Below are 19347 nucleotides of genomic sequence, written 5' to 3'. Positions count from 1 at the left end.
GACAAGTCTTGCAACTCAAATAAAAATCTCTATACTTTGTCTTGCAATGGTAGCCCTGCTGGTAGCTTCGCAATTGTACTCTACGAACCCCGCCAGGACCGGAAGGTAGCAACGGTAGTAGAATTATGATGTGCCGAAGTCATGCTGGTAGGGTTGCCACCATTTTTTTATTTCTACTTATTCTTCATCGCTCGTTCGAGCAATCGCTTTTAGAATCACATCCATATCAAAACCTCGATACTGTAAAAAACGAATCTGCTTTGCCTTGATTTTTGGATCCTTGGTGATTTCTTGTCCAAATTTTTTGATCTTTAGTTGATACGCTTGCTCAAGCCAGTTAACTTCATTTAATTCATCTGTAATCAGTTCAGCATCGAGTTGTTTGCTTTTTAGCGCCTGTTTAATGCGCTGTAAACCTTTTCCTTTTCGAATTTGGCTTGCAAGTGTGAGTTCGGCTACACGTTGATCACTCTGATAGTTTTGTTGCGCTAATTCTGCAACTAAATCATTCACTTCTTCTGGGTTGGCTGCATATCGGTTAAGTCGCTCAATCAGCTCAGCTTGTGAATAATCACGGCGAGTCAATAGAGCGAAAGCATAGGAGCGGAGTCTTTGTCCTGTGAGTGTTTTAGGCTTCTCTGACTTATGGGTATTAAACATTCTTTCCCTCTGAAATAAAAACGCCCCGAAGGGCGTTTTGGCTTAGCTTTCCAACAAGTCTGGTTCTTTTTCATCTTCAGTTTGCACTGTTTCTTTATTTTTGGTTAAAAGCAGTTCACGAATAAGCTTCTCGATCTCTTGAGCGATAAGCGGATTCTCTTCAAAATGACGAATCACGTTGTTTTTACCTTGGCCGATCTTGTTGCCCTTGTATGAATACCATGCACCAGCTTTTTGGACAATTTCTTGTTGAACAGCTAGATCAACGAGTTCACCCAATTGGTTGGTACCTTTACCATACATGATTTGGAAAACAGCTTCTCTAAAAGGTGGCGCCATTTTGTTTTTAACAACTTTGACTCTCGTTTCATTACCTGTAATTTCATCGCCTTCTTTGACTGCACCAATACGACGAATGTCTAGGCGAATAGACGCATAGAATTTAAGTGCATTACCACCTGTTGTGGTTTCGGGGCTACCAAACATTACACCGATCTTCATACGAATTTGGTTAATGAAGATCACCATGCAGTTCGAGCGTTTTGCATTACCTGTGATTTTACGCAAAGCCTGACTCATCAGACGCGCTTGTAAGCCCATGTGGGAGTCGCCCATTTCACCTTCAATTTCGGCTTTCGGGGTGAGGGCTGCTACTGAGTCGACAACGATCATATCAATCGCACCCGAGCGAACGAGCATGTCTGCGATTTCTAAGGCTTGTTCGCCATTGTCTGGTTGAGAAACCAGTAGGTTATCAATATCTACACCGAGTTTACGTGCATATTCAGGATCTAGAGCATGCTCAGCATCGATAAATGCACAGGTACCGCCAGTTTTTTGACATTGTGCAATGGCTTGCAATGTCATGGTGGTTTTACCAGATGATTCTGGGCCGTAAATTTCGATGATACGACCTTTAGGTAATCCGCCAATCCCTAATGCGATATCTAGCGTTAGAGAACCTGTAGAAACAGCTTCAACTGCTAGTACCGTATTATCGCCTAAGCGCATGACTGTATTTTTGCCAAACTGTTTCTCAATTTGGCTCAATGCAGCTTGTAGCGCTTTGCTTTTATTATCATCCATCTCAAAACCTCAAAACTTTATCTTCTTAACGACTAACCCAAGTGGATGTATTGAATCTCAACTTGTTGGGACTTGAGTATAGTGGCAGATTCTAGTGGTTTATTCTACATCGTATCTGTGTCTATGCGACACGAGATGACGCACCTATAATTCGGAAATTTTACTCGTCAGGGAATGTCCATGATTGCGTATTTTCCTGTTTAAAACGATTGATATCTCGACGATCTTTTTTACTCGGTCGATGATCTGGTCGGGCTAGATTATGCAATTTTCGCTGTGAGGCTTGCAACTCTCGTTTTTCGATACTTTCAGTGGTTTCTTCATAAAGTTGCTGTGCCATTGGCGCGCCACCGCGTACAGCTGAAAGGGCTTTTACCAGTACCGTTTTTTTCTCAAAACCTTGTTGAATGGTGAGTTGCATCCCAACACGCACATCTCTTGATACTTTGACGCGCTCATTGTTGTGATGTACTTTTCCGCCTTCTATGGCAGCTTTAGCGATTGAGCGAGTTTTAAAGAAACGTGCAGCCCAAAGCCATTTATCAATCCGCATGGCATCCATGCTTGTTGGTTCATGCTGTTTTGGCATCTATTACCTGTGTGTTTTCAAGATAATCAAAGAGTTCAGTTAAATGGTCAAGGGCAGGATATGGTAGCTCAGTTGCGACTCTTGCAGCTTTACTGCTAGAGGGTTGTAAGATACTAAATAACTGGTTGATACCAAAATTTTCTGCGCCTTTAAGCACTGCAACGGTATCATCTATAAATACCGCACGAGCAGGATCAAAAGGGTGAAGTTGTTGAAGCTTCTGCCAAAATTCTACATCTTCTTTGGCGTAGCCTAACTCCTCGCTACTGATCATTAGTTCAAAGTAAGGGCTAAGTTCAACATTTTCAAGTTTAAGCTGTAATCCAGCCCGATCAGCATTGGTCAATAACCAGCAACGATAACCTTGCGCAGTCAGCTTTTCGAGAAGTTGATGGCAACCAATACGCGCTTGGATTTTATCTCGATGCTCATATTGTAGTTGCAATACATCAACACCGACTTTAGCCGTCCAATACGCCGAAGAATACCAAGATAGTGTATGCTTATGTTGGTGGTAGAATTGAAATAGTGTCTGTTGGCTTTGCTCAAGACTGCATTGATGGACTTGTGCATGACGCTCAGGCAAACAATGATTCCAAATAAAATCATCAAAAGCTAAATCAAGTAATGTGCCATCCATATCAAACATGATCGTTGGCTGCTGTAAATCTGAATATGACATAAGGTTGATCTATGTTTATTAAAACGCTTGCCCCACAAGATCACATCATCTTGCAACTTGTTCCAATTATGGCGCAGGCCAGTCAAATATTACTGGAAGAATATCAAAATTATTGTGCGGGTGGTGAGTTTAATATTCAGGAAAAAAGTGACGATTCTCCAGTGACACAGGCAGATTTGAAAGTAAATCACTTTATATTGAAGCGTTTAGCTGAAATTACACCTGATTTGCCTGTTTTATCAGAAGAGAGTGATTATTCAGCCCGACAAGCATGGCCGCGTTGTTGGATGCTTGACCCATTAGATGGTACCAAAGAGTTTATTCATGAACGTGATGAATTTACCATCAATCTCAGTTTGATTGAAAATCATCAGACCACATTTGCGATCATCGCAGTGCCATGTGAGCAAGTGATGTACATTGGTTATCATTCACAACTTCCATATAAATACAGTTTTAGCCGCCAAGAATGGTTTCAATATCAAATTGAAGAACATGATAATACAGCACCGATTCAGGTAGGGCTGAGCCACAATAGTAAAAACCCCAAATATAAAAATTTTATTGAACCGATTTTGCAGCAGCATGAAGTGATTCGTCGTGAAGCGGGGAGTGCATATAAGTTTTGTATGATGCTAGAGGGTGAAATTGATATTTATCCGCGCTTTCATCCAACTTCTGAATGGGACACCAGTTCGGGGCAAGCCTTCTTAGAAAGTATTGGTGGTGGTTTAATGACCTTGGCTGGAAAGCCATTTTTATATAATCAGCGTGAAACGGTATTGAATGGCGGTTTTATCGCATTTAGGGATCAGGATTGTAAAATGATTGCTTATGATGCTTTGAGTCATTCGGGCATTTTAGATTGAGAGTTATTTAGCTCATGCTATAGTGGAATTGATTTCACTTTTTGATGTTAAATATGGCCCTGCATTTATTGCCGAAAAGTATGTTTGAAGCAATTGATCTACTCCCCAATGCTTCAACACCTGTGACTTTGTTTACTCGCCATTCTTTGCGTGAATTGCTGAGTGGACAAGGTTTGGCAGGATATGATCTGCAGTTGACTGAATCTGGACGTGATTTGGCTTATGCGTGGGGAGAGTATTTAATTCAAAATACAGATCGCGCCATCCAACATTGTATTTCTAGTCCGATTCAACGTTGTGTTGATACAGCCGCTTTAATGATTGAAGGTGCCGATGGGGTACATAAAGCAATAAATACCCATACCATTGAAATCGTAGAACAACGTTTGTTGGTAGAACCCGGAAGTTTTGTTTTGGATATCCAACAAGCCGCGCCATATTTTCGTAAACAAGGCGCATTGGGCTTTATTAATAGTTTTGTCAATAATGCTTTGCCCGGAATGAAACATCCAATAACGGGCGTGTTTGATGTACTGGAGCTGCTATATCACACACATCCAACCCATCATAACGGTTTAAGCTTGGCAGTCAGCCATGACACCATCCTTGCGGCTATCATTGCTGTCATTTCAGGTAATAATCAAATTGAACAAACCGACTGGCCTGAGATGATGGAGGGCTTATTTGTGTGGTTTGAGGGTGAGGACTTTGCGAGCAGCAAATTGAAATGGATTTGGCGAGGTAAGCAACAAGAGTTGATCATTGAGCATTTTCAAAATAAATAAAATCTATATTGGTTGATAAGGCATCATTCGTATAGAAGTTTTTATCTCTTTTAAATTTAAAAATTAATTAACAGCGATAAAATTAAGCTGATATTATAAATAAATATATGATTTTATTGAATTAACTATTTCACAAAATTTATCACTAACGATAATTCATTGTATTTTAATTTGGGGAATGTGATGCAATTGCGACTTAAGTATTTAACAGCTTGTTTACTTCCAGTTATGTTGCTGGCTTGTGGTGGCGGAAGTGGGGAAACAAAAAGTGCAGTTGGGGATGATAAAAGTACGATTCCTTCTGTATTAGATAAATATCCAGAATCGAATCGGGATATGATTGATGAGTCCACTTTGGGTTTTTATGATTATGACAAATTAGGTCAAACTCGAACTTTACGAAACGATCTAAATGGCAGTTTCGCAGCGATGGTTCAGTTTGCACAAAACCATGTAGTCAATCCAAATAACAATGAAAAAGACTATATGCCACGGCTGACCAGTGAAAAGGAGGCTTTGTTGCTGGTATCTCCATTAGTAGAAATGGGAGAAATTCAGGCTTTAGACGCTGAAATTTATTATGAAAATAAACTTTTAAGAACGATTCGTTTAACCGAACCTTCGCAAATTGCTGCATCGGATCAATCCAATTCTGATGGACGTCCACCTGTGAGTTATTCAAAACGTGCATGGACTGCTGCTTTAAAGTGGGATGAGATTCGGGCAGGTTTAAGTATCAAAGTCATTGATCCATTCAATCAGCGAAATGGTGATTTACGTGCAGAAGATATTGACTTTGCAGCGCCTGCTGAGCTGGTTGTACAAAATATTCGTTTGGGTTTGTTAACTGATCCGCCGAAATCAAATGGTCATTATATGTTGTTAGCACCTGAGAAAGCTGGAACGGACTATTTCCAAACCATTCCAGCTGCTCGCATGATTGTAACGAAGTACGATGACCTTAAACTTGATAAAGTCATGGTTGCAAGTGGTGTTATTTACGATACTGCCAGTGCTACTAAGGGTGATGTCTATAGTGGTGATATGCGTGAGAACACAGCTAAATCAACCTTCGGTGTCGGTATTAACTTAGCGAACTGGGGAGTGACCAGTGCATCGATGGCAAGTCAAGAACAACCACAGCTCACTCAAAGCGTGATCGCGCATTATGCGCGCGGAAAATATAGCAATGGCGATGTTACACATGGTTTAAGTGGTGGTAATGGCATGCTGACGCTAATTGATTCTGTGGGCAATGAGTTTAGCCATGAAATTGGTCATCATTTTGGATTAGGGCATTATCCAGGTTCGGTTGGTGAGAATATGTTTTGGGCAGCCCATCATGCCGATAGTGGTTGGGGGTATATTGCCTTTAGAAATAAGATGCGTAGTAATTTAAATTGGACCACGACAAATCTTGGCGATGGTAATAATGGTGTACCCAATTTTTTGAATAAATATGCTTATGGCTGGGATGCTATGTCTGGGGGCGCAACGACCAGTAGTATTTCTAAATATACTCATTACACTGGTTATAGCACTTATTCAAAAATTCAACCTGCACTTGATCGTTATGTTTGGGATGTGAACTCTCCAACGGGTTATAAAAAATGGAATTCAACCACTCGAATCATGGCGGTTAGCCAACCTAAAACGCCACGTTCATCAAATGTTTGGTACAACAGTGCTGATGGGAACTATTTAAAACCACGATTATTTGGGGTACCTGTTTATACGATTTTGGGCGGGTATGATCCAGATAATCAGATTGGATTGATTTATCCTGCGGCAAAAGGCAACTGGGGCAATGTATTTGATTTGCCACAGGTTGATCCAAGTAATGTGTCAGCGAATTGTTGGCTCAATGTTCAGTTCGCAAAAGGCAGTCAAAATATTGCTCTAGCGCCGCAACGGGTAAATGCAAATAGTCATGCAAATAAATTCCATATCAACCTTGCACAAAGTGATGCTCCACAGAAAGTAAATTTATATTGTAAAAAAGACAATCAGGCAGCCACTTTGCTGTCAACAATGATTGTGCCGATGAACGATATAACGACTGTAGCGCCTTATGTTGAAATAGGCAAAGCAGTGGGCTATTCCGCTTTAAGAGCAATTGAATTGCCACAATTTGAGCAGGCGCTACTCGAAAATAAAGGGAACGCTGTGGTGAGCTTATCTCCAGAGTCAAAGTTACTTTTTGATTCATATCGCTCGTTTAAAGATCAACTTTCAGTTGCTGCTCAAAATGAAATGTCTCGATATATTCAACAACAGACAACTTTGAATCGGTTAAATCGCTGGATGAGTCTTTATCACGAAGAACTAAGCAATCTCGATGCTGACGCAGTGAGTGCCTTTAATTTATTTGTTGAAAAGCTTGGATTAAAAAGTGACTTTAATCTGAATTCGGCTGTGACTTTGATGAACCGAACGCATTGTCTAAAAGCGGAACAATTAGAAAATGGCAAGTTAAATGCATTTATCACTGCTGCAAGCGGCTGTATTGGGGATGATGCTGAACAGTGGATATATGATGCTCTAGGCAAAATCCACAATAAAAAATATGTTGACCAATGTTTAACAACGACAGCAGGCAATGTAATCAATCTCATGCCATGTGGTCGTGATCTGAGCACTCAGGTTTGGTCGATGGACTTATCATCCCAAACGATTAAGCAAGCGAATCAATGTTTTGATTTGGAGGGTGGCAATCTAATAAATCAACGTGCACGGTTAATTCGTTATGCTTGTACGGGTGGAGCAAATCAAAAGTGGACGATTCCTGCAGTTAACCATAGTTTAATGCTCACGGGGCTTTCAGCGAAAAACTTAGCGTTAGTAACCTCGTTATCGGTCAGTCCTTGATACCTTTGGGGATTGTTCGGGTAGTAGCCGTTTGATATATGGCTCTTTATAAATATTACGATTGCTTTTGATGATAAGGACAAGATTAGACCTATTGAAATTTCAATAGGTCTTGCTTATAAAAATAAAGAATTTGCTTTTAAAAATCATTTTTATTCGTCATTATATGAAAATAAAAAGAGAAATTAGACACATAAATGGATAAAAATATGTCATTAAACACGATTTATTTGTGGGAGCCTGAAATTTTCACAGGTAAAGTTCCCTCAGAAGATAACTCACATCAAGTGGCATTTGAATTACATCAACAATATAGCCACATTCCTAGTCATGGAAAAACACTACGGGCATGGCTTTCACTGTTCGCAGATAAAATTTGCGATCCACAAAATCAATCTTTTTTCCCTGAACAAACCCAGCAATGGATTCAGAGCATTAAAGAAGAATTCTCACAAAATGTCTGCGCCGTTATTCAATTAAAAGCGTTAGCTCAAGATGCACAGAATGATGCAGTGTACCGCGTGTTTTATGAGGCGGTACGTGAAACTGGGGTTGGCTTTTATGAGCCAAATTATAATGTGTGGGCAATTGGTGAATTGCAATCGCCAGAAAATGCAGTTGAACAAATGCTGCAACCTTATCTACTAGAGCCATTAGAGGTCCAACAAACAAAGCAGCTCGATGCTCAACCGATATTGGCTTGGGAAGATGGACATTTTCAAGCACCGAAAACGATGCCAGAGGCTGAACAACTCATTACCCATTGGTTTGAGCATCAAGCCTATACCAAGGACTTACAACTTGATGTTTTTAATATCGCGCATGACTTTATTGCTAATTGGGGAAACTTAGGGCGTCCTGAATTGGCTTTAGATACGGGCTATCGCTGTTTCCTGCTAACGCAAAAGCAAGCTGGTGTCTTTTATCAGTTAAAAATGGTGCTAAGAAAACTAACAGTGAGTCCAATGCTATCCTTTGCAATGGATTTTACCGACTATTTTATTCCTCAACACTTACAGGAACAGTTACCTGAGCGTTTAATTTTCCGTTTACGTTCTATGGATATTTATCAGTGTTCAACATCGGGTGGACGTGCTGATGTGTGTTTTAGCTTGATTGGGCGATGGGATAGTGAAGCCGATATTCAGGATTTTTTTAGAAATCTAAATGCGTATATCAATTTTATCTTTTTCCATTTGGGGCAAGGGCGACTTCAAGCTCTACAGGCTTGGGCTTATGGCGATATGCCGCCAGATATAAGGATTGATTTGGATTTTCGCTTTGAGCTGATGATGATTGCTTTGAGTCAAGATACAGTGCAATTAGAGCGGTGCTATCAGAACCATAAAGTATTACTTACACAGAATAAAGCGCGTGCGCATGACTTGGGATTATTGGAAGAAAGTTATAAGTTCAGTCAAAAGCTGATGAAAATCGTAAAAGATGCGGGGACGGGGTTGCAGCCCTATATCAAAAATTAAAGACAATAAAAAAGCCCGAAAACGGGCTTTTTTACTTGCATCAAATTAGTTAGCCAAAGCTTTAACTTGTGCGTTTAAGCGGCTCTTATGACGAGCTGCTTTATTTTTGTGGATGATGCCTTTGTCAGCCATACGGTCGATTACTGGAACAGCTGTTTTGTAAGCTTCTGAAGCAACTGTATAGTCACCAGCAGCGATCGCATTTACTGTACGCTTGATGTAAGTACGAACCATAGAACGCAAGCTTGCGTTGTGTTTGCGTGCTTTAACGTTTTGACGAGCACGTTTTTTAGCTTGAGCAGAGTTTGCCACTCGTGCACTCCTTAAAAATAAGTTGGTCTGGGCGGGCTGAAGTTAAAACCAAATAATTGGCAACATTCACCAGCCCGTAAACAAGTGGCATATTTTGAGGAAACTACGCCCCGAAGTCAAGCCTTGTAATGTTTTTAAGTGCATTTAACAGATGATAATCGCACAAGAAAACGTTACATTAATCTAAATGATGAATTGGAAGAACTATAAATGAGCATCGGTGATAAAAAAGCAATCGTAATTGGTGCAACTGGTTTGGTGGGTCAGGCCTTGGTCAATGAGTTACAGCAGTCTGATGAATTTCATTCTGTAACTGTGGTTGTACGTAAAAAATCAGATATATTAGACGCTTATCCTAAAGTTACACAGCTTGTTGTAGAAGATTTACTTTTACTCAATGATGAGGATGTCAATGCTTATACCCATGCGTTCAGTTGTCTGGGAAGTACGATCAAACAAGCGGGATCAAAACAAGCATTTTATGCAATAGACTACGAAATTAACGCTCATTTTGCTGATTTAATTCAGGATAAAAATATTCATTTTTTAATTGTGAGTGCCTTAGGAGCGAATGCTAATTCACCAGTTTTCTATAATAAAGTCAAAGGTGAGCTAGAAGATTACTTAAAAAGCTTATCTATTTATAAGCTATCTATTTTCCAACCTTCGCTTTTAATTGGTAAACGCAGTGAGATGCGTTTTGTAGAAGATATGGCACAAACTTTATTTAAATTGGTTGAAAAAAAATGGACGAAACCGTTTAAATTTAAGCCTGTAACCGCTGAGCAATTGGCGCATACTATGCTTGTTTCAGCTCTGACCCAAACTGCGGCTTTTAAGCTGTACGATAATTTGAGTATACAACAGACCCAATAATGGAGAACTTCGGTGACAACAGCAGTTTTTGTGACGTGTGATTTGTTAGATGATAATCCTGAAAAAGACTTACAAGTAATAACGCCATCGATGGATGGTAAGTTTTTTAAAAGTTATGGCGCACGTAAGACTTTTGGTGGGCAAATCGTAACGGTGAAGTGTTTTGAGGATAATTCACGAGTAAAAGAGCTTTTAGCAACAGAGGGTACTGGAAAAGTATTGGTTGTTGATGGTGGTGCTTCGATGCGTTGTGCATTGATGGGTGACTTGATCGCTGAGTCCGCTGTAAAGAACCACTGGAATGGTGTGGTGATATACGGCTGTGTACGCGATGTGGATGCAATAGCGGAGCTTGATTTGGGTGTGCATGCATTGGCTGCAATTCCGCAAAAAAGTAACCGTAAGGGCATAGGTGAAGTTGATATTGCACTGTATTTTGGTGGTGTGACGATCAATTCTGGTGATTATATCTATGCAGATAATAATGGAATCGTGATCGCAAAAGAAAAATTAGTCGACTGCTAAAAAGGATAATTACATGCTTAAAATGGTGAATCATCAATTTAAGGTTTTACAATCTGTACTCGCAACGCTGATAGAGGGTGGACGTGGAGTATCAGGAACTCCATTTCCGAACCAACCAACAAACTCTATTAAGCTATACGAGTTCGAAGGTTCACCATTTTGCCGTCGTGTCCGTGAAGTTATTACCTTATTGAATTTAGATGTGGAAATTTATCCATGTCCTAAAGGTGGTCAAAAATATCGTAAGATCGTAAAAGAAAAGGGTGGAAAAAGACAGTTTCCATTTTTGATTGATGAGAATACCGGTGATCAGCTTTATGAATCACAAGAAATTATTCATCATCTTTTTAAGCATTATGGAAAAACAGGGCAGACGCCGAAGAAATTTAGTCATTATCCTAAGCTTCCTTATGTGTCGACTCTAGCGACTGTTGCCAATGCAGCACGTGGTGTTTGGATTAATAAACAGATTATTGATCGTCCTGAACCTGAGCAATTATTGGAGTTGTGGAGCTTTGAGGCGAGTCCATATACACGTTTAGTTCGAGAAGTTTTAACTGAATTAGAGCTGCCTTATATTTTGCGTAATGTGCCCAAAGAGCGTTGGCAAGATATGGGACCAGCGATATTACGTTTAAAACCGGGGCAATATATTCCATTGCCAAATGGTAAGCGGGAAAAAGCCGTTGAAGTGATGGGGCGGGATATTCAAGTACCTTATTTGGTCGATCCAAATACAGGCATGAAAATGTTTGAATCAGCGAAGATTGTTGAATATCTGAAAAAGCAGTACGGAAAATAAAATAAATGATTGAAAGGCGTCTTTTAGAAGATGCCTTTTTTATTGATGTATAAAAAAGCTGAATCAAATGATTCAGCTTTTTTGAGTACCAGCTTAGAAATTATTTTTCAATAATTGCTGTTACACCTTGACCACCAGCAGCACAGATCGAAACGAGTACACGACCTGAACCTTTTTGATTCAATAGTTTAGCAGCAGTAGCGATGATACGACCGCCAGTTGCAGCAAATGGGTGACCAGCCGCTAAAGAAGAACCTTTAACGTTAAGTTTGCTCATGTCAATTGAACCCAAAGGTGCGTCTAAACCTAAACGCTCTTTGCAGAATTTCTCATCTTCCCAAGCCTTCAAAGTAGAAAGAACTTGTGATGCAAAAGCTTCGTGGATTTCATAGTAGTCGAAATCTTGAAGTTTAAGACCAGCACGCTCAAGCATACGTGGAACGGCATAAGCAGGAGCCATCAACAAGCCTTCTTTCTTACCTACGAAATCTACCGCAGCAGTTTCAGAGAAAGTTAAGTAAGCAAGGACTTCGTGACCATTCGCTTTAGCCCACTCTTCAGAAGCTAAAAGAACACAAGAAGCACCATCAGTAAGTGGAGTAGAGTTACCTGCTGTCATCGTCGCAGCTTCACCCTTACCAAATACTGGTTTTAATTTAGCTAATTTCTCAGCAGTAGAGTCAGCACGTAAATTGTTATCACGACTTAAACCCATAAATGGTGTGATTAAGTCATCGAAGAAACCTTCTTCGTATGCTTTTGCCATTTTTTGGTGAGAAGAGGCAGCAAGTTCGTCTTGCGCTTCACGTGCAATATTCCACTCTAATGCTGTGATTGCAGCATGATCACCCATTGCAAGACCAGTACGTGGCTCACCATTTTTAGGTGCATCCATCAAATCTTTTAGATTGATTTTAGAGAGTGCTTTTAAACGATCTTTACCTGTTTTAGCGATGTTCAGCTCAAGTAAAGCTTTACGTAAACCATCACCGAAAGCGATAGGCGCATCAGAAGTTGTATCTACACCACCTGCGATACCGACTTCGATTTGACCTAGTGCAATTTTGTTTGCAACAAGGAATGCAGCTTGTAAACCAGTACCACATGCTTGTTGAATATCAAAAGCAGGTGTTTCTGGTGCAAGTTGAGTGTTTAAAACACATTCACGTGTCATATTAAAGTCACGGCTGTGTTTTAATACAGCACCAGCAACCACTTCACCTAAACGCTGACCTTGTAGGTTAAAACGTTCAACTAAACCATTTAATGCAGCCGTTAGCATATCCATATTAGAGGCTTTAAAATAAGCGCCATTTGAGCGAGCAAATGGAATACGATTACCGCCAATAATGGCTACACGACGAACATTGTTTTGGCTCATGGTTTTTTTATCCTGTTGAACAGAAGGTTTGGTTGCTTTAGCTGTAGCAGCTTTTGTAGATGTAGCAGATGCAGTGCTTTTGGTACTACGACTCGTAGAACGAACGCGAGTCGTTTTAGTTGCCGTACTTGCTGCTTTAGGAGTCGTGCCAGCACTCTTACTCTTGGTAGGAGTTGCTTTTGATGTATTTGACACAGTCTCTTGAGCAGAATTCTCGACTGCTGGATTTTCTTGAGTTGTTTTGCTCATAAGGCTTTTCCAAGCATAATTGCGATATTCTTGCTATAACAATAGCATATTTACGATATTGCGGTATTGACTAGAATGACGCTTTAGACCACATTCAGGTCAAGACATCGGAACATGAACTCAAGTATGATTTGTTGTGAGTCAATCAGACATTGATTTCATGTTATTTCACTAACATGATGCATGTGTTTGTAACAAATTCATTTGTATGAGAGATAATAACCATGACTGATCAATACCAAGCATTTACGCAATCACCTTTAGGTAAATTTGTCGTAAAAAATCTAGGTTTACCATCACCAGTTTCGTTAGATCGTTTTGAAAGCGCTCAACCAGTTGTGAATGGTGCAGTTTTGCTTGGCGCAGCACCTTCAAGCACAATTTCTGGCGCAATTGCTCAAGTGCTTAGCAATATCCATGCAGATAGCTATGTGGGTAATAATGTTGAATTACAACAAACTGCTGCAAAAGTAGGGTTAAATCTTCGTCCACTTAATGCAGATGATAAAGAATCTAAATTTAAAGCGGTTGTATTTGATGCTTCTGGTATTCAAGATTCTGAACAACTTAAAGAATTGTATAACTTCTTTAATCCAATCGCGCGTCAAATTTCAAGTTCAGGTCGTGTCATTGTCATTGGTACAACACCTGAAACTGCTAAAACAGTAAAACAAGCGATTGCGCAACGTGCGTTAGAAGGTTTCGTCAAGTCAGCAGGCAAAGAGTTTAAAAAGGGCATTACTGCTCAAGTTGTTTATGTCGATCAAGGCGCTGAAGCGAATCTTGAATCAACTTTACGTTTCTTAATTTCTCCGCGTTCTGCTTATGTATCTGGTCAAGTGATCCGTGTTTCTAAAGCTGATACTGTTGATTTAGATTGGGCGAAACCATTAGCAGGTAAAACTGCTCTAGTTACTGGTGCAAGCCGTGGTATCGGTGAGGCGATTGCACATGTGCTTGCACGTGATGGCGCGCACGTGATTTGCTTGGACGTTCCACAACAGCAAGCTGATCTTGAGCGTGTTGCAGGTTCAATTGGTGGTTCAGTTTTGGCGATTGATATTACTGCTGCTGATGCTGGTGAGAAAATCAAAACTGCTGCTGCAAAACAAGGTGGTTTAGACGTTATTGTTCATAACGCAGGTATTACCCGTGACAAGACTTTGGCAAACATGAAGCCAGAGCTGTGGGATCTTGTGATCAACATTAATTTGTCTGCGATCGAGCGTGTTAACGATTACTTACTATCAAATGATGGTTTAAATGCAAATGGCCGTATCGTTTGTGTATCATCAATCAGTGGTATCGCAGGTAACTTGGGTCAAACTAACTATGCTGTTTCTAAAGCAGGTGTGATTGGCTTAGTGAAATTTACTGCGCCAACATTAAAGAACGGCATTACCATCAATGCTGTTGCACCTGGTTTCATTGAAACTCAGATGACGGCTGCAATTCCTTTCGCGATTCGTGAAGCAGGTCGCCGTATGAACTCGATGAACCAAGGTGGTTTACCTGTAGATGTGGCTGAAGCGATTGCTTGGTATGCTTCTACGGGTTCAACAGGTGTGACGGGTAACGTTGTTCGCGTATGTGGTCAAAGCTTGTTAGGTGCTTAATCACCAGAGTCTTAAAATCTCCCCTAACCCCTCTTTAAACAAGAGGGGAATTCCTAAAAATTAAAACCTATATAATTTGCGGAAACTCCCTCCTTTATGAAAGGAGGGTTGGGGAGGATTCCTAAAATATAAAAAGGTTTATTATGAATACACGTCATTTTAGTCAATTACCAAAACCTTACTTAGCTTATCCAAAAGTCATTCAAGGTTTAATTTTCAAAAAGCCAAAAGGCGAAAAAGTACTTCCACAAGTCGAATATGTAGTGGATACACTTCAGATTGATGCGAAGCATTTAGAAAGCTACAACGAAATCTGTGGTTTTAAAAATGATGGTTTGGTACCTGCGATCTATTTAGCTGTTTTATCCCAAAGTTTGCAAATGCACATGATGACCAGTGAAGCATTTCCATTTGCGATTTTGGGATTGGTGCATATTCGCAACCAAATCAAACAGACACGCAAAATTGGTGTAAATGAACAAATTACCTTGTCATGCAAATTCGGTGAACTTCAGCCACATGATAAAGGCTTACAGTTTGATTTTATCACCACAGCTAAGGTCGGTGGTGAAGTGGTAATGGAAAGCTTAACGACTTACCTATCTCGCCAAAAAACTGAGAAAAAAGCGGCTGAGAAAGCCAAAGAGACTCAAGCACCTGCTTATGAAGTTCAAGCAGAATGGGACATCTCAGAAAATACAGGTCGCCGTTATGCGAAGATTTCAGGAGATTTTAACCTGATTCATATTCATGCGATCACTGCGAAAGCGTTTGGTTTTAAACAAGCCATTGCACACGGGATGTGGAGCAAAGCAAAAGCTTTGGCAAATATGGAGCTTCCAGAGGCTTATGAAGCTGACGTTTGGTTCAAATTACCAATGTATTTGCCTTCAAAAGTTGAATTTTTAACTGCTACTGAAGCCAAGCAAACTGACTTTTTGATTCGTAATGTGAAATCTAAAAAGCCTCATGTTGCAGGTACAGTGAAAGCGCTTTAATACGAAATAGCATGCTAAATTATCCCTTTTGTTCGCAAGAGGGGCATTCTAAAAACATAAATATTATAAGGACTTGAACATTGATTAAAGAGATTTTACTTGCCAATACCCAAAATTATCATGGCAGTGTTGATGAGCGGTTTGTGGATTTAGCGAGTCAATTTAGCCGTTTTCAAGATGCTCGAAGTCAGCAGGGTGGCGCTGCTTTAGTTGTTTATTTCTACGGTCAAAAAGTTGTTGATATTTTTACAGGTAAAAAATCTCAAGAAGAAGATTGGCAATCCGACACGCTATCGATGTGTTATTCAACTGGGAAGGGTGTATTAGCAACACTTGCACATATTCTGGTGAGTGAGGGTTTACTTGATTACGATACACCGATTGCACAGTATTGGCCTGAATTTGCTCAAAATGGCAAAGGCAATATGACCTTGCGCCATGTTTTGTCTCATCAAAGTGGTTTGTTTGATATTCGCAATATGATTGATACCGCAACGGAAATGCTGGATTGGTCGCATATGTTGGATGTGATGGCTGCGGCCACGCCACGTTTTACAGCGGGTCAAGGTTTTGCTTACCAACCACTGACTTATGGCTGGATTGTTGGTGGTATATTGGAAAAAGCGGCAAAACAGCCTTTGAATTGGTTAATGCAACGCTATTTGGTTCAGCCATTGGCATTGGATGGCGCTTATTTTGGAGTACCAGAACAAGAATTAGCTCGTGTAGCACGTCTTTTAGAAAAGCCAAAAGCGCCGACGTCACCGATACCAACAACGCAAAAAACGAATCCTGCTCGCAAAGCTTCTTGGTCTGAAAAATTACTGGAACTCTCTGGACAAGATCCTCACGACTTCAAAGATGCAATGATTCCTAAAGGCATGCGAGGTTTTAGTTTTTTTAGCGATGTAGGTTTACAAGCGGCGATTCCAGCTGCAAATGGGGTGTTTACAGCAAATAGTCTTGCGAAAATATATGCAATGCTTGCCAATAAAGGACAGTGGAATGATCAGCAGTTGATTCATCCAGATGTTTATAAACAGCTCAGTAAAGTACAAAGTAAGGCGCGTGATCGTGTGATGCCGATTCCAATGCATTGGCGTTTAGGTTATCACCGAATTTTAACGATGGGCAAACGCACGCCTCATGGTTTCGGACACATGGGTTTTAATGGTTCAGGTGCTTGGTGTGATCCTGATCGTGGGCTAAGCTTTGCATATACACACAACTTTAATATTACCTCTTCAACAGGTGATTATCGGTTGTGGGGATTAAGCCAAGAAGCTTTACGTTGCGCAGATGCAGCTCTGACGGGGCGAAAAGGGTGGTTTTAAACCACCTTTTTTTAATTATCAAACATGCTTATCTTACACAAAGTGATGAATTGAATCTAAATAACGTCTATCAAATCATCGTTTGAGCGAGAAATTTAGTTGAACTTTGATGGGGAGGTTAAAATAATTAATAGTCAGTTGCTAGTATTGAAAGTTAAGTAATCAAAAAGCTTTATTGTTTATGAAAACTAAATAATAGCAGGTTATTTTGTGTTCAAACACGCATTTATTAGTAGAATCCAGTCGCGGTATTAACTAAGCGAAAAATTGCCTGTCTAATTGGTGTTATTACGGTTAAATTTGAGCTGTTGAACATATATTAATGAAATTGTGATAAAAATAAACTCATGATATTTAATAAATATTTATAAAATTAAAGCTTGATGGTGACCTCTTGTTTTGTTAAAGTTGTTTGTGTAAAAAATACACAAAAAAAGGACTTATAAATGAAATTTGGACTCAAAGCAATTTGTTTGGCTGGTGTGCTAGTGACAACAGCTGTATATGCTTCAACAACATTATCTCCAAACCAGATTAACAATAGCGGCAGTATTCCAAGTGGTCATGCCGATTTGAAATTTGTTTTATCCAATGGAAATTGGGTAAAAAATATCTATTTACCAAACACTGCCAATCACCAAGACAAGATTACGATTCAATCAAGTGCTGGTTGGAAAAGTTATTTGGATACATCCAATACCAATTTGCCAATTGAAGTACTTGAAATTCAAAGTGGTGACACCTTCCAGTTTGTATATGATGCAAATCTGAAAAAATGGGTGATTCAACTTGCGGCCATTAGCCCAACCACTAATGCACAATTTGAAGAAATCGCACTGAACAATACGAAACTGCAACATATTCTACTGGCTGATGGTAAGTGGGCGAAAACAATCGCACTACCATCAAATGTGAGTGATGGTACTCTCGTGCAAATTACGTCTACTGCGACGTACCCGTCAGAAATCTCTAAAGCTAATTTACTGTTTCCGAGCAGTTTCAACCTTACGCAAGGAAGTGAATATTGGTTGAAATACAATGCTGAATTACAGAAATGGATACCTGAATTTATTAAACCTGTAAAAATTAATGTAAAAGACATTGGTGCAAGTTTAAGTACGGTATCTACTCCAGTGACAGAAATTAACTTTGCAGATGCAAATTGGGTGCCTAATTTCACCTTGCCGACTACTGCCAATGATCGTGACCGCATTTGGATAAAATCAACTGCAACTTGGCCAGCCAAAATTAATAATACCAATATTAATAGTAGTGCAACATTGGCACTTAAAACCGGCGATCAATATGAATTTATGTTTGTAAGTGATAAAGGTCATTGGGTATTAATGTCTGCACCAATCAAGATGATTGAAGCAAATAGTAATATTGCTTCGGTTTTACCAAATATGACTGAACCAACCTTAAAAGTGAAAATCTCGAATAGTAATTGGAGACAAACCGTAAATTTACCTACAACTGCACAAGTTGGAGATAAAGTTATTCTCACTTCTACGGCAGATGCTAATAGTTTTGTTCTGGCTGCGAATGGGCTGTCAACTACGATTAAAAATGGTGAAAACCGCCGCTTTATCTTTACTAGTCAAGGTTGGACCAACGATAGTCATACCATCGATATGTTATTCGTCAACAGTCCTGAAGTGTCTTCAATCTTAGGAGAAAGCGCCGCAAAACTTCGTTTGATTGAGGGGTTGAATCTGACCAATGTAACGGCAGAGAACTCATCCGCTAAGTTCTACTTACGCCAAGTAGGCTATATCACTTACAAGATTCCTTCAGCAACCTTGACAGAAGCATTGAGTGTTGGTCGTTCAGATAGCACAGTGCAGGGTGAGCGTAAGCGTGTTTTGGCTGATGGTGTGTATTATCAAGGTAATGAAGCTGGTAATGGTGGTTGTGGTTGGGCTTATGTCAATGCCAGCGCCTATAATATGATTGGCACAAATGATGTCACTGGATGTTCCGTTGCTGCCATGCGTCATGAGATAGGCCATAACTTGGGACTATACCATGGTGATTCTAGCAATATCGGTTCTGGTTTTAGTCATCCATTGGGTAGTACCGCATTGGGTGGAAATAATCTGAATTTTTATTCTAGTCCATATTTGTATAACCCTAAATATGGTGTTCGTTTAGGTGAAGAAGGTAAAAAGGATGCAGTCAGTGTGATTAACGCGAACGCCGTCCGAATTTCACAATACAATTAAGTGATTTCT

17 protein-coding genes and 1 other RNA gene are annotated in these 19347 nt (G+C 39.9%); 12 read left to right on the top strand and 6 right to left on the bottom strand.

The annotated features are described in order from the left end of the window. Positions 1 to 56: 56 nt before the first annotated feature. Positions 57 to 153: signal recognition particle sRNA small type (gene ffs / locus J2Y37_RS06430), an RNA gene on the top strand. A 24-nt stretch (positions 154 to 177) separates the two neighbouring features. On the opposite strand, the gene J2Y37_RS06425 is transcribed toward ffs, so the two are convergent. The 4 genes from J2Y37_RS06425 to J2Y37_RS06410 all read right to left on the bottom strand — a co-directional run bounded on the left by J2Y37_RS06425 (position 178) and on the right by J2Y37_RS06410 (position 3017). Continuing rightward, positions 178 to 660, bottom strand: a complete 483-nt coding sequence (locus J2Y37_RS06425) for a regulatory protein RecX (protein WP_349032272.1) — start codon at positions 658 to 660, stop codon at positions 178 to 180. A 42-nt stretch (positions 661 to 702) separates the two neighbouring features. Continuing rightward, positions 703 to 1746, bottom strand: a complete 1044-nt coding sequence (recA, locus tag J2Y37_RS06420; protein ID WP_005197335.1) for a recombinase RecA — start codon at positions 1744 to 1746, stop codon at positions 703 to 705. A 160-nt stretch (positions 1747 to 1906) separates the two neighbouring features. Beyond that, positions 1907 to 2335 carry a S4 domain-containing protein gene (locus J2Y37_RS06415; protein ID WP_004671577.1) on the bottom strand — a complete coding sequence of 143 codons (429 nt, stop codon included), beginning with the start codon at positions 2333 to 2335 and terminating at the stop codon, positions 1907 to 1909. Beyond that, complete coding sequence (locus tag J2Y37_RS06410) at positions 2319 to 3017, bottom strand: HAD-IA family hydrolase (protein ID WP_349032271.1); 699 nt, start codon at positions 3015 to 3017, stop codon at positions 2319 to 2321. The genes J2Y37_RS06415 and J2Y37_RS06410 overlap by 17 nt, the downstream gene beginning before the upstream one ends. Before the next feature lie 11 nt (positions 3018 to 3028). Here J2Y37_RS06410 and J2Y37_RS06405 point away from each other — a divergent pair, with 11 nt between their 5' ends. The 4 genes from J2Y37_RS06405 to J2Y37_RS06390 all read left to right on the top strand — a co-directional run bounded on the left by J2Y37_RS06405 (position 3029) and on the right by J2Y37_RS06390 (position 9020). Further along, positions 3029 to 3886 carry a 3'(2'),5'-bisphosphate nucleotidase CysQ gene (locus J2Y37_RS06405; RefSeq protein ID WP_349032270.1) on the top strand — a complete coding sequence of 286 codons (858 nt, stop codon included), beginning with the start codon at positions 3029 to 3031 and terminating at the stop codon, positions 3884 to 3886. Positions 3887 to 3939: 53 nt separating this feature from the next. Beyond that, positions 3940 to 4671 (top strand): phosphoglycerate mutase family protein, encoded by a 732-nt coding sequence (locus J2Y37_RS06400; protein WP_034595050.1) that lies wholly within the window; start codon positions 3940 to 3942, stop codon positions 4669 to 4671. A 183-nt stretch (positions 4672 to 4854) separates the two neighbouring features. After that, positions 4855 to 7539 (top strand): M66 family metalloprotease, encoded by a 2685-nt coding sequence (locus J2Y37_RS06395; RefSeq protein WP_349032269.1) that lies wholly within the window; start codon positions 4855 to 4857, stop codon positions 7537 to 7539. Positions 7540 to 7748: 209 nt separating this feature from the next. Beyond that, on the top strand, positions 7749 to 9020 hold the full coding sequence (locus J2Y37_RS06390; RefSeq protein WP_349032268.1) for a hypothetical protein: 1272 nt from the start codon (positions 7749 to 7751) through the stop codon (positions 9018 to 9020). 45 nt (positions 9021 to 9065) lie between these two features. Here J2Y37_RS06390 and rpsT read toward each other — a convergent pair whose 3' ends face one another. Then, positions 9066 to 9332: a 30S ribosomal protein S20 gene (gene rpsT, locus J2Y37_RS06385; protein ID WP_004671564.1), complete on the bottom strand. Its 267-nt coding sequence runs from the start codon at positions 9330 to 9332 to the stop codon at positions 9066 to 9068. Positions 9333 to 9542: 210 nt separating this feature from the next. Here rpsT and J2Y37_RS06380 point away from each other — a divergent pair, with 210 nt between their 5' ends. Genes J2Y37_RS06380 through J2Y37_RS06370 form a run of 3 tightly spaced genes read left to right on the top strand, consistent with a single transcriptional unit; the run spans position 9543 to position 11535 of the window. Further along, complete coding sequence (locus J2Y37_RS06380) at positions 9543 to 10208, top strand: NAD(P)H-binding protein (protein ID WP_241322657.1); 666 nt, start codon at positions 9543 to 9545, stop codon at positions 10206 to 10208. Between the two features lie 12 nt (positions 10209 to 10220). Further along, entirely contained in the window at positions 10221 to 10733 is a 513-nt protein-coding gene (rraA, locus tag J2Y37_RS06375) for a ribonuclease E activity regulator RraA (protein WP_349032267.1), read from the top strand. 13 nt (positions 10734 to 10746) lie between these two features. Next, on the top strand, positions 10747 to 11535 hold the full coding sequence (locus tag J2Y37_RS06370; protein WP_349032266.1) for a glutathione S-transferase N-terminal domain-containing protein: 789 nt from the start codon (positions 10747 to 10749) through the stop codon (positions 11533 to 11535). Positions 11536 to 11635: 100 nt separating this feature from the next. Here the strand turns inward: J2Y37_RS06370 and J2Y37_RS06365 are convergent, their stop codons facing one another. Continuing rightward, complete coding sequence (locus tag J2Y37_RS06365) at positions 11636 to 13165, bottom strand: acetyl-CoA C-acetyltransferase (protein WP_004671556.1); 1530 nt, start codon at positions 13163 to 13165, stop codon at positions 11636 to 11638. A gap of 224 nt (positions 13166 to 13389) precedes the next feature. On the opposite strand from J2Y37_RS06365, the gene J2Y37_RS06360 reads away from it, so the two are divergent. The 4 genes from J2Y37_RS06360 to cpaA all read left to right on the top strand — a co-directional run bounded on the left by J2Y37_RS06360 (position 13390) and on the right by cpaA (position 19338). Next, on the top strand, positions 13390 to 14781 hold the full coding sequence (locus tag J2Y37_RS06360; RefSeq protein ID WP_004671554.1) for a 3-oxoacyl-ACP reductase: 1392 nt from the start codon (positions 13390 to 13392) through the stop codon (positions 14779 to 14781). A gap of 143 nt (positions 14782 to 14924) precedes the next feature. Further along, positions 14925 to 15779, top strand: coding sequence for a MaoC/PaaZ C-terminal domain-containing protein (locus tag J2Y37_RS06355; RefSeq protein WP_349032265.1), 855 nt, complete (start codon positions 14925 to 14927; stop codon positions 15777 to 15779). Between the two features lie 80 nt (positions 15780 to 15859). Beyond that, the gene (locus J2Y37_RS06350) at positions 15860 to 17113 is read left to right on the top strand and encodes a serine hydrolase domain-containing protein (protein WP_349032264.1); all 1254 of its coding nucleotides are present in this window, start codon (positions 15860 to 15862) and stop codon (positions 17111 to 17113) included. Between the two features lie 446 nt (positions 17114 to 17559). After that, positions 17560 to 19338: a metalloendopeptidase CpaA gene (gene cpaA, locus J2Y37_RS06345; protein ID WP_349032263.1), complete on the top strand. Its 1779-nt coding sequence runs from the start codon at positions 17560 to 17562 to the stop codon at positions 19336 to 19338. Positions 19339 to 19347: the final 9 nt, after the last annotated feature.

It is taken from the genome of Acinetobacter sp. 3657 (genome assembly GCF_031456775.1).
Lineage (GTDB): Bacteria > Pseudomonadota > Gammaproteobacteria > Pseudomonadales > Moraxellaceae > Acinetobacter.
This window is presented reverse-complemented; position numbering and strand designations above follow the sequence as displayed.

Coding starts and splice junctions, on each gene's coding strand:
- J2Y37_RS06395 (WP_349032269.1), top strand. CDS start 4,855: ATGCAATTGCGACTTAAGTATTTAACAGCTTGTTTACTTCCAGTTATG.
- J2Y37_RS06370 (WP_349032266.1), top strand. CDS start 10,747: ATGCTTAAAATGGTGAATCATCAATTTAAGGTTTTACAATCTGTACTC.
- J2Y37_RS06400 (WP_034595050.1), top strand. CDS start 3,940: ATGGCCCTGCATTTATTGCCGAAAAGTATGTTTGAAGCAATTGATCTA.
- J2Y37_RS06380 (WP_241322657.1), top strand. CDS start 9,543: ATGAGCATCGGTGATAAAAAAGCAATCGTAATTGGTGCAACTGGTTTG.
- cpaA (WP_349032263.1), top strand. CDS start 17,560: ATGAAATTTGGACTCAAAGCAATTTGTTTGGCTGGTGTGCTAGTGACA.
- J2Y37_RS06405 (WP_349032270.1), top strand. CDS start 3,029: ATGTTTATTAAAACGCTTGCCCCACAAGATCACATCATCTTGCAACTT.
- recA (WP_005197335.1), bottom strand. CDS start 1,746: ATGGATGATAATAAAAGCAAAGCGCTACAAGCTGCATTGAGCCAAATT.
- J2Y37_RS06360 (WP_004671554.1), top strand. CDS start 13,390: ATGACTGATCAATACCAAGCATTTACGCAATCACCTTTAGGTAAATTT.
- J2Y37_RS06390 (WP_349032268.1), top strand. CDS start 7,749: ATGTCATTAAACACGATTTATTTGTGGGAGCCTGAAATTTTCACAGGT.
- J2Y37_RS06355 (WP_349032265.1), top strand. CDS start 14,925: ATGAATACACGTCATTTTAGTCAATTACCAAAACCTTACTTAGCTTAT.
- J2Y37_RS06425 (WP_349032272.1), bottom strand. CDS start 660: ATGTTTAATACCCATAAGTCAGAGAAGCCTAAAACACTCACAGGACAA.
- J2Y37_RS06365 (WP_004671556.1), bottom strand. CDS start 13,165: ATGAGCAAAACAACTCAAGAAAATCCAGCAGTCGAGAATTCTGCTCAA.
- J2Y37_RS06415 (WP_004671577.1), bottom strand. CDS start 2,335: ATGCCAAAACAGCATGAACCAACAAGCATGGATGCCATGCGGATTGAT.
- J2Y37_RS06410 (WP_349032271.1), bottom strand. CDS start 3,017: ATGTCATATTCAGATTTACAGCAGCCAACGATCATGTTTGATATGGAT.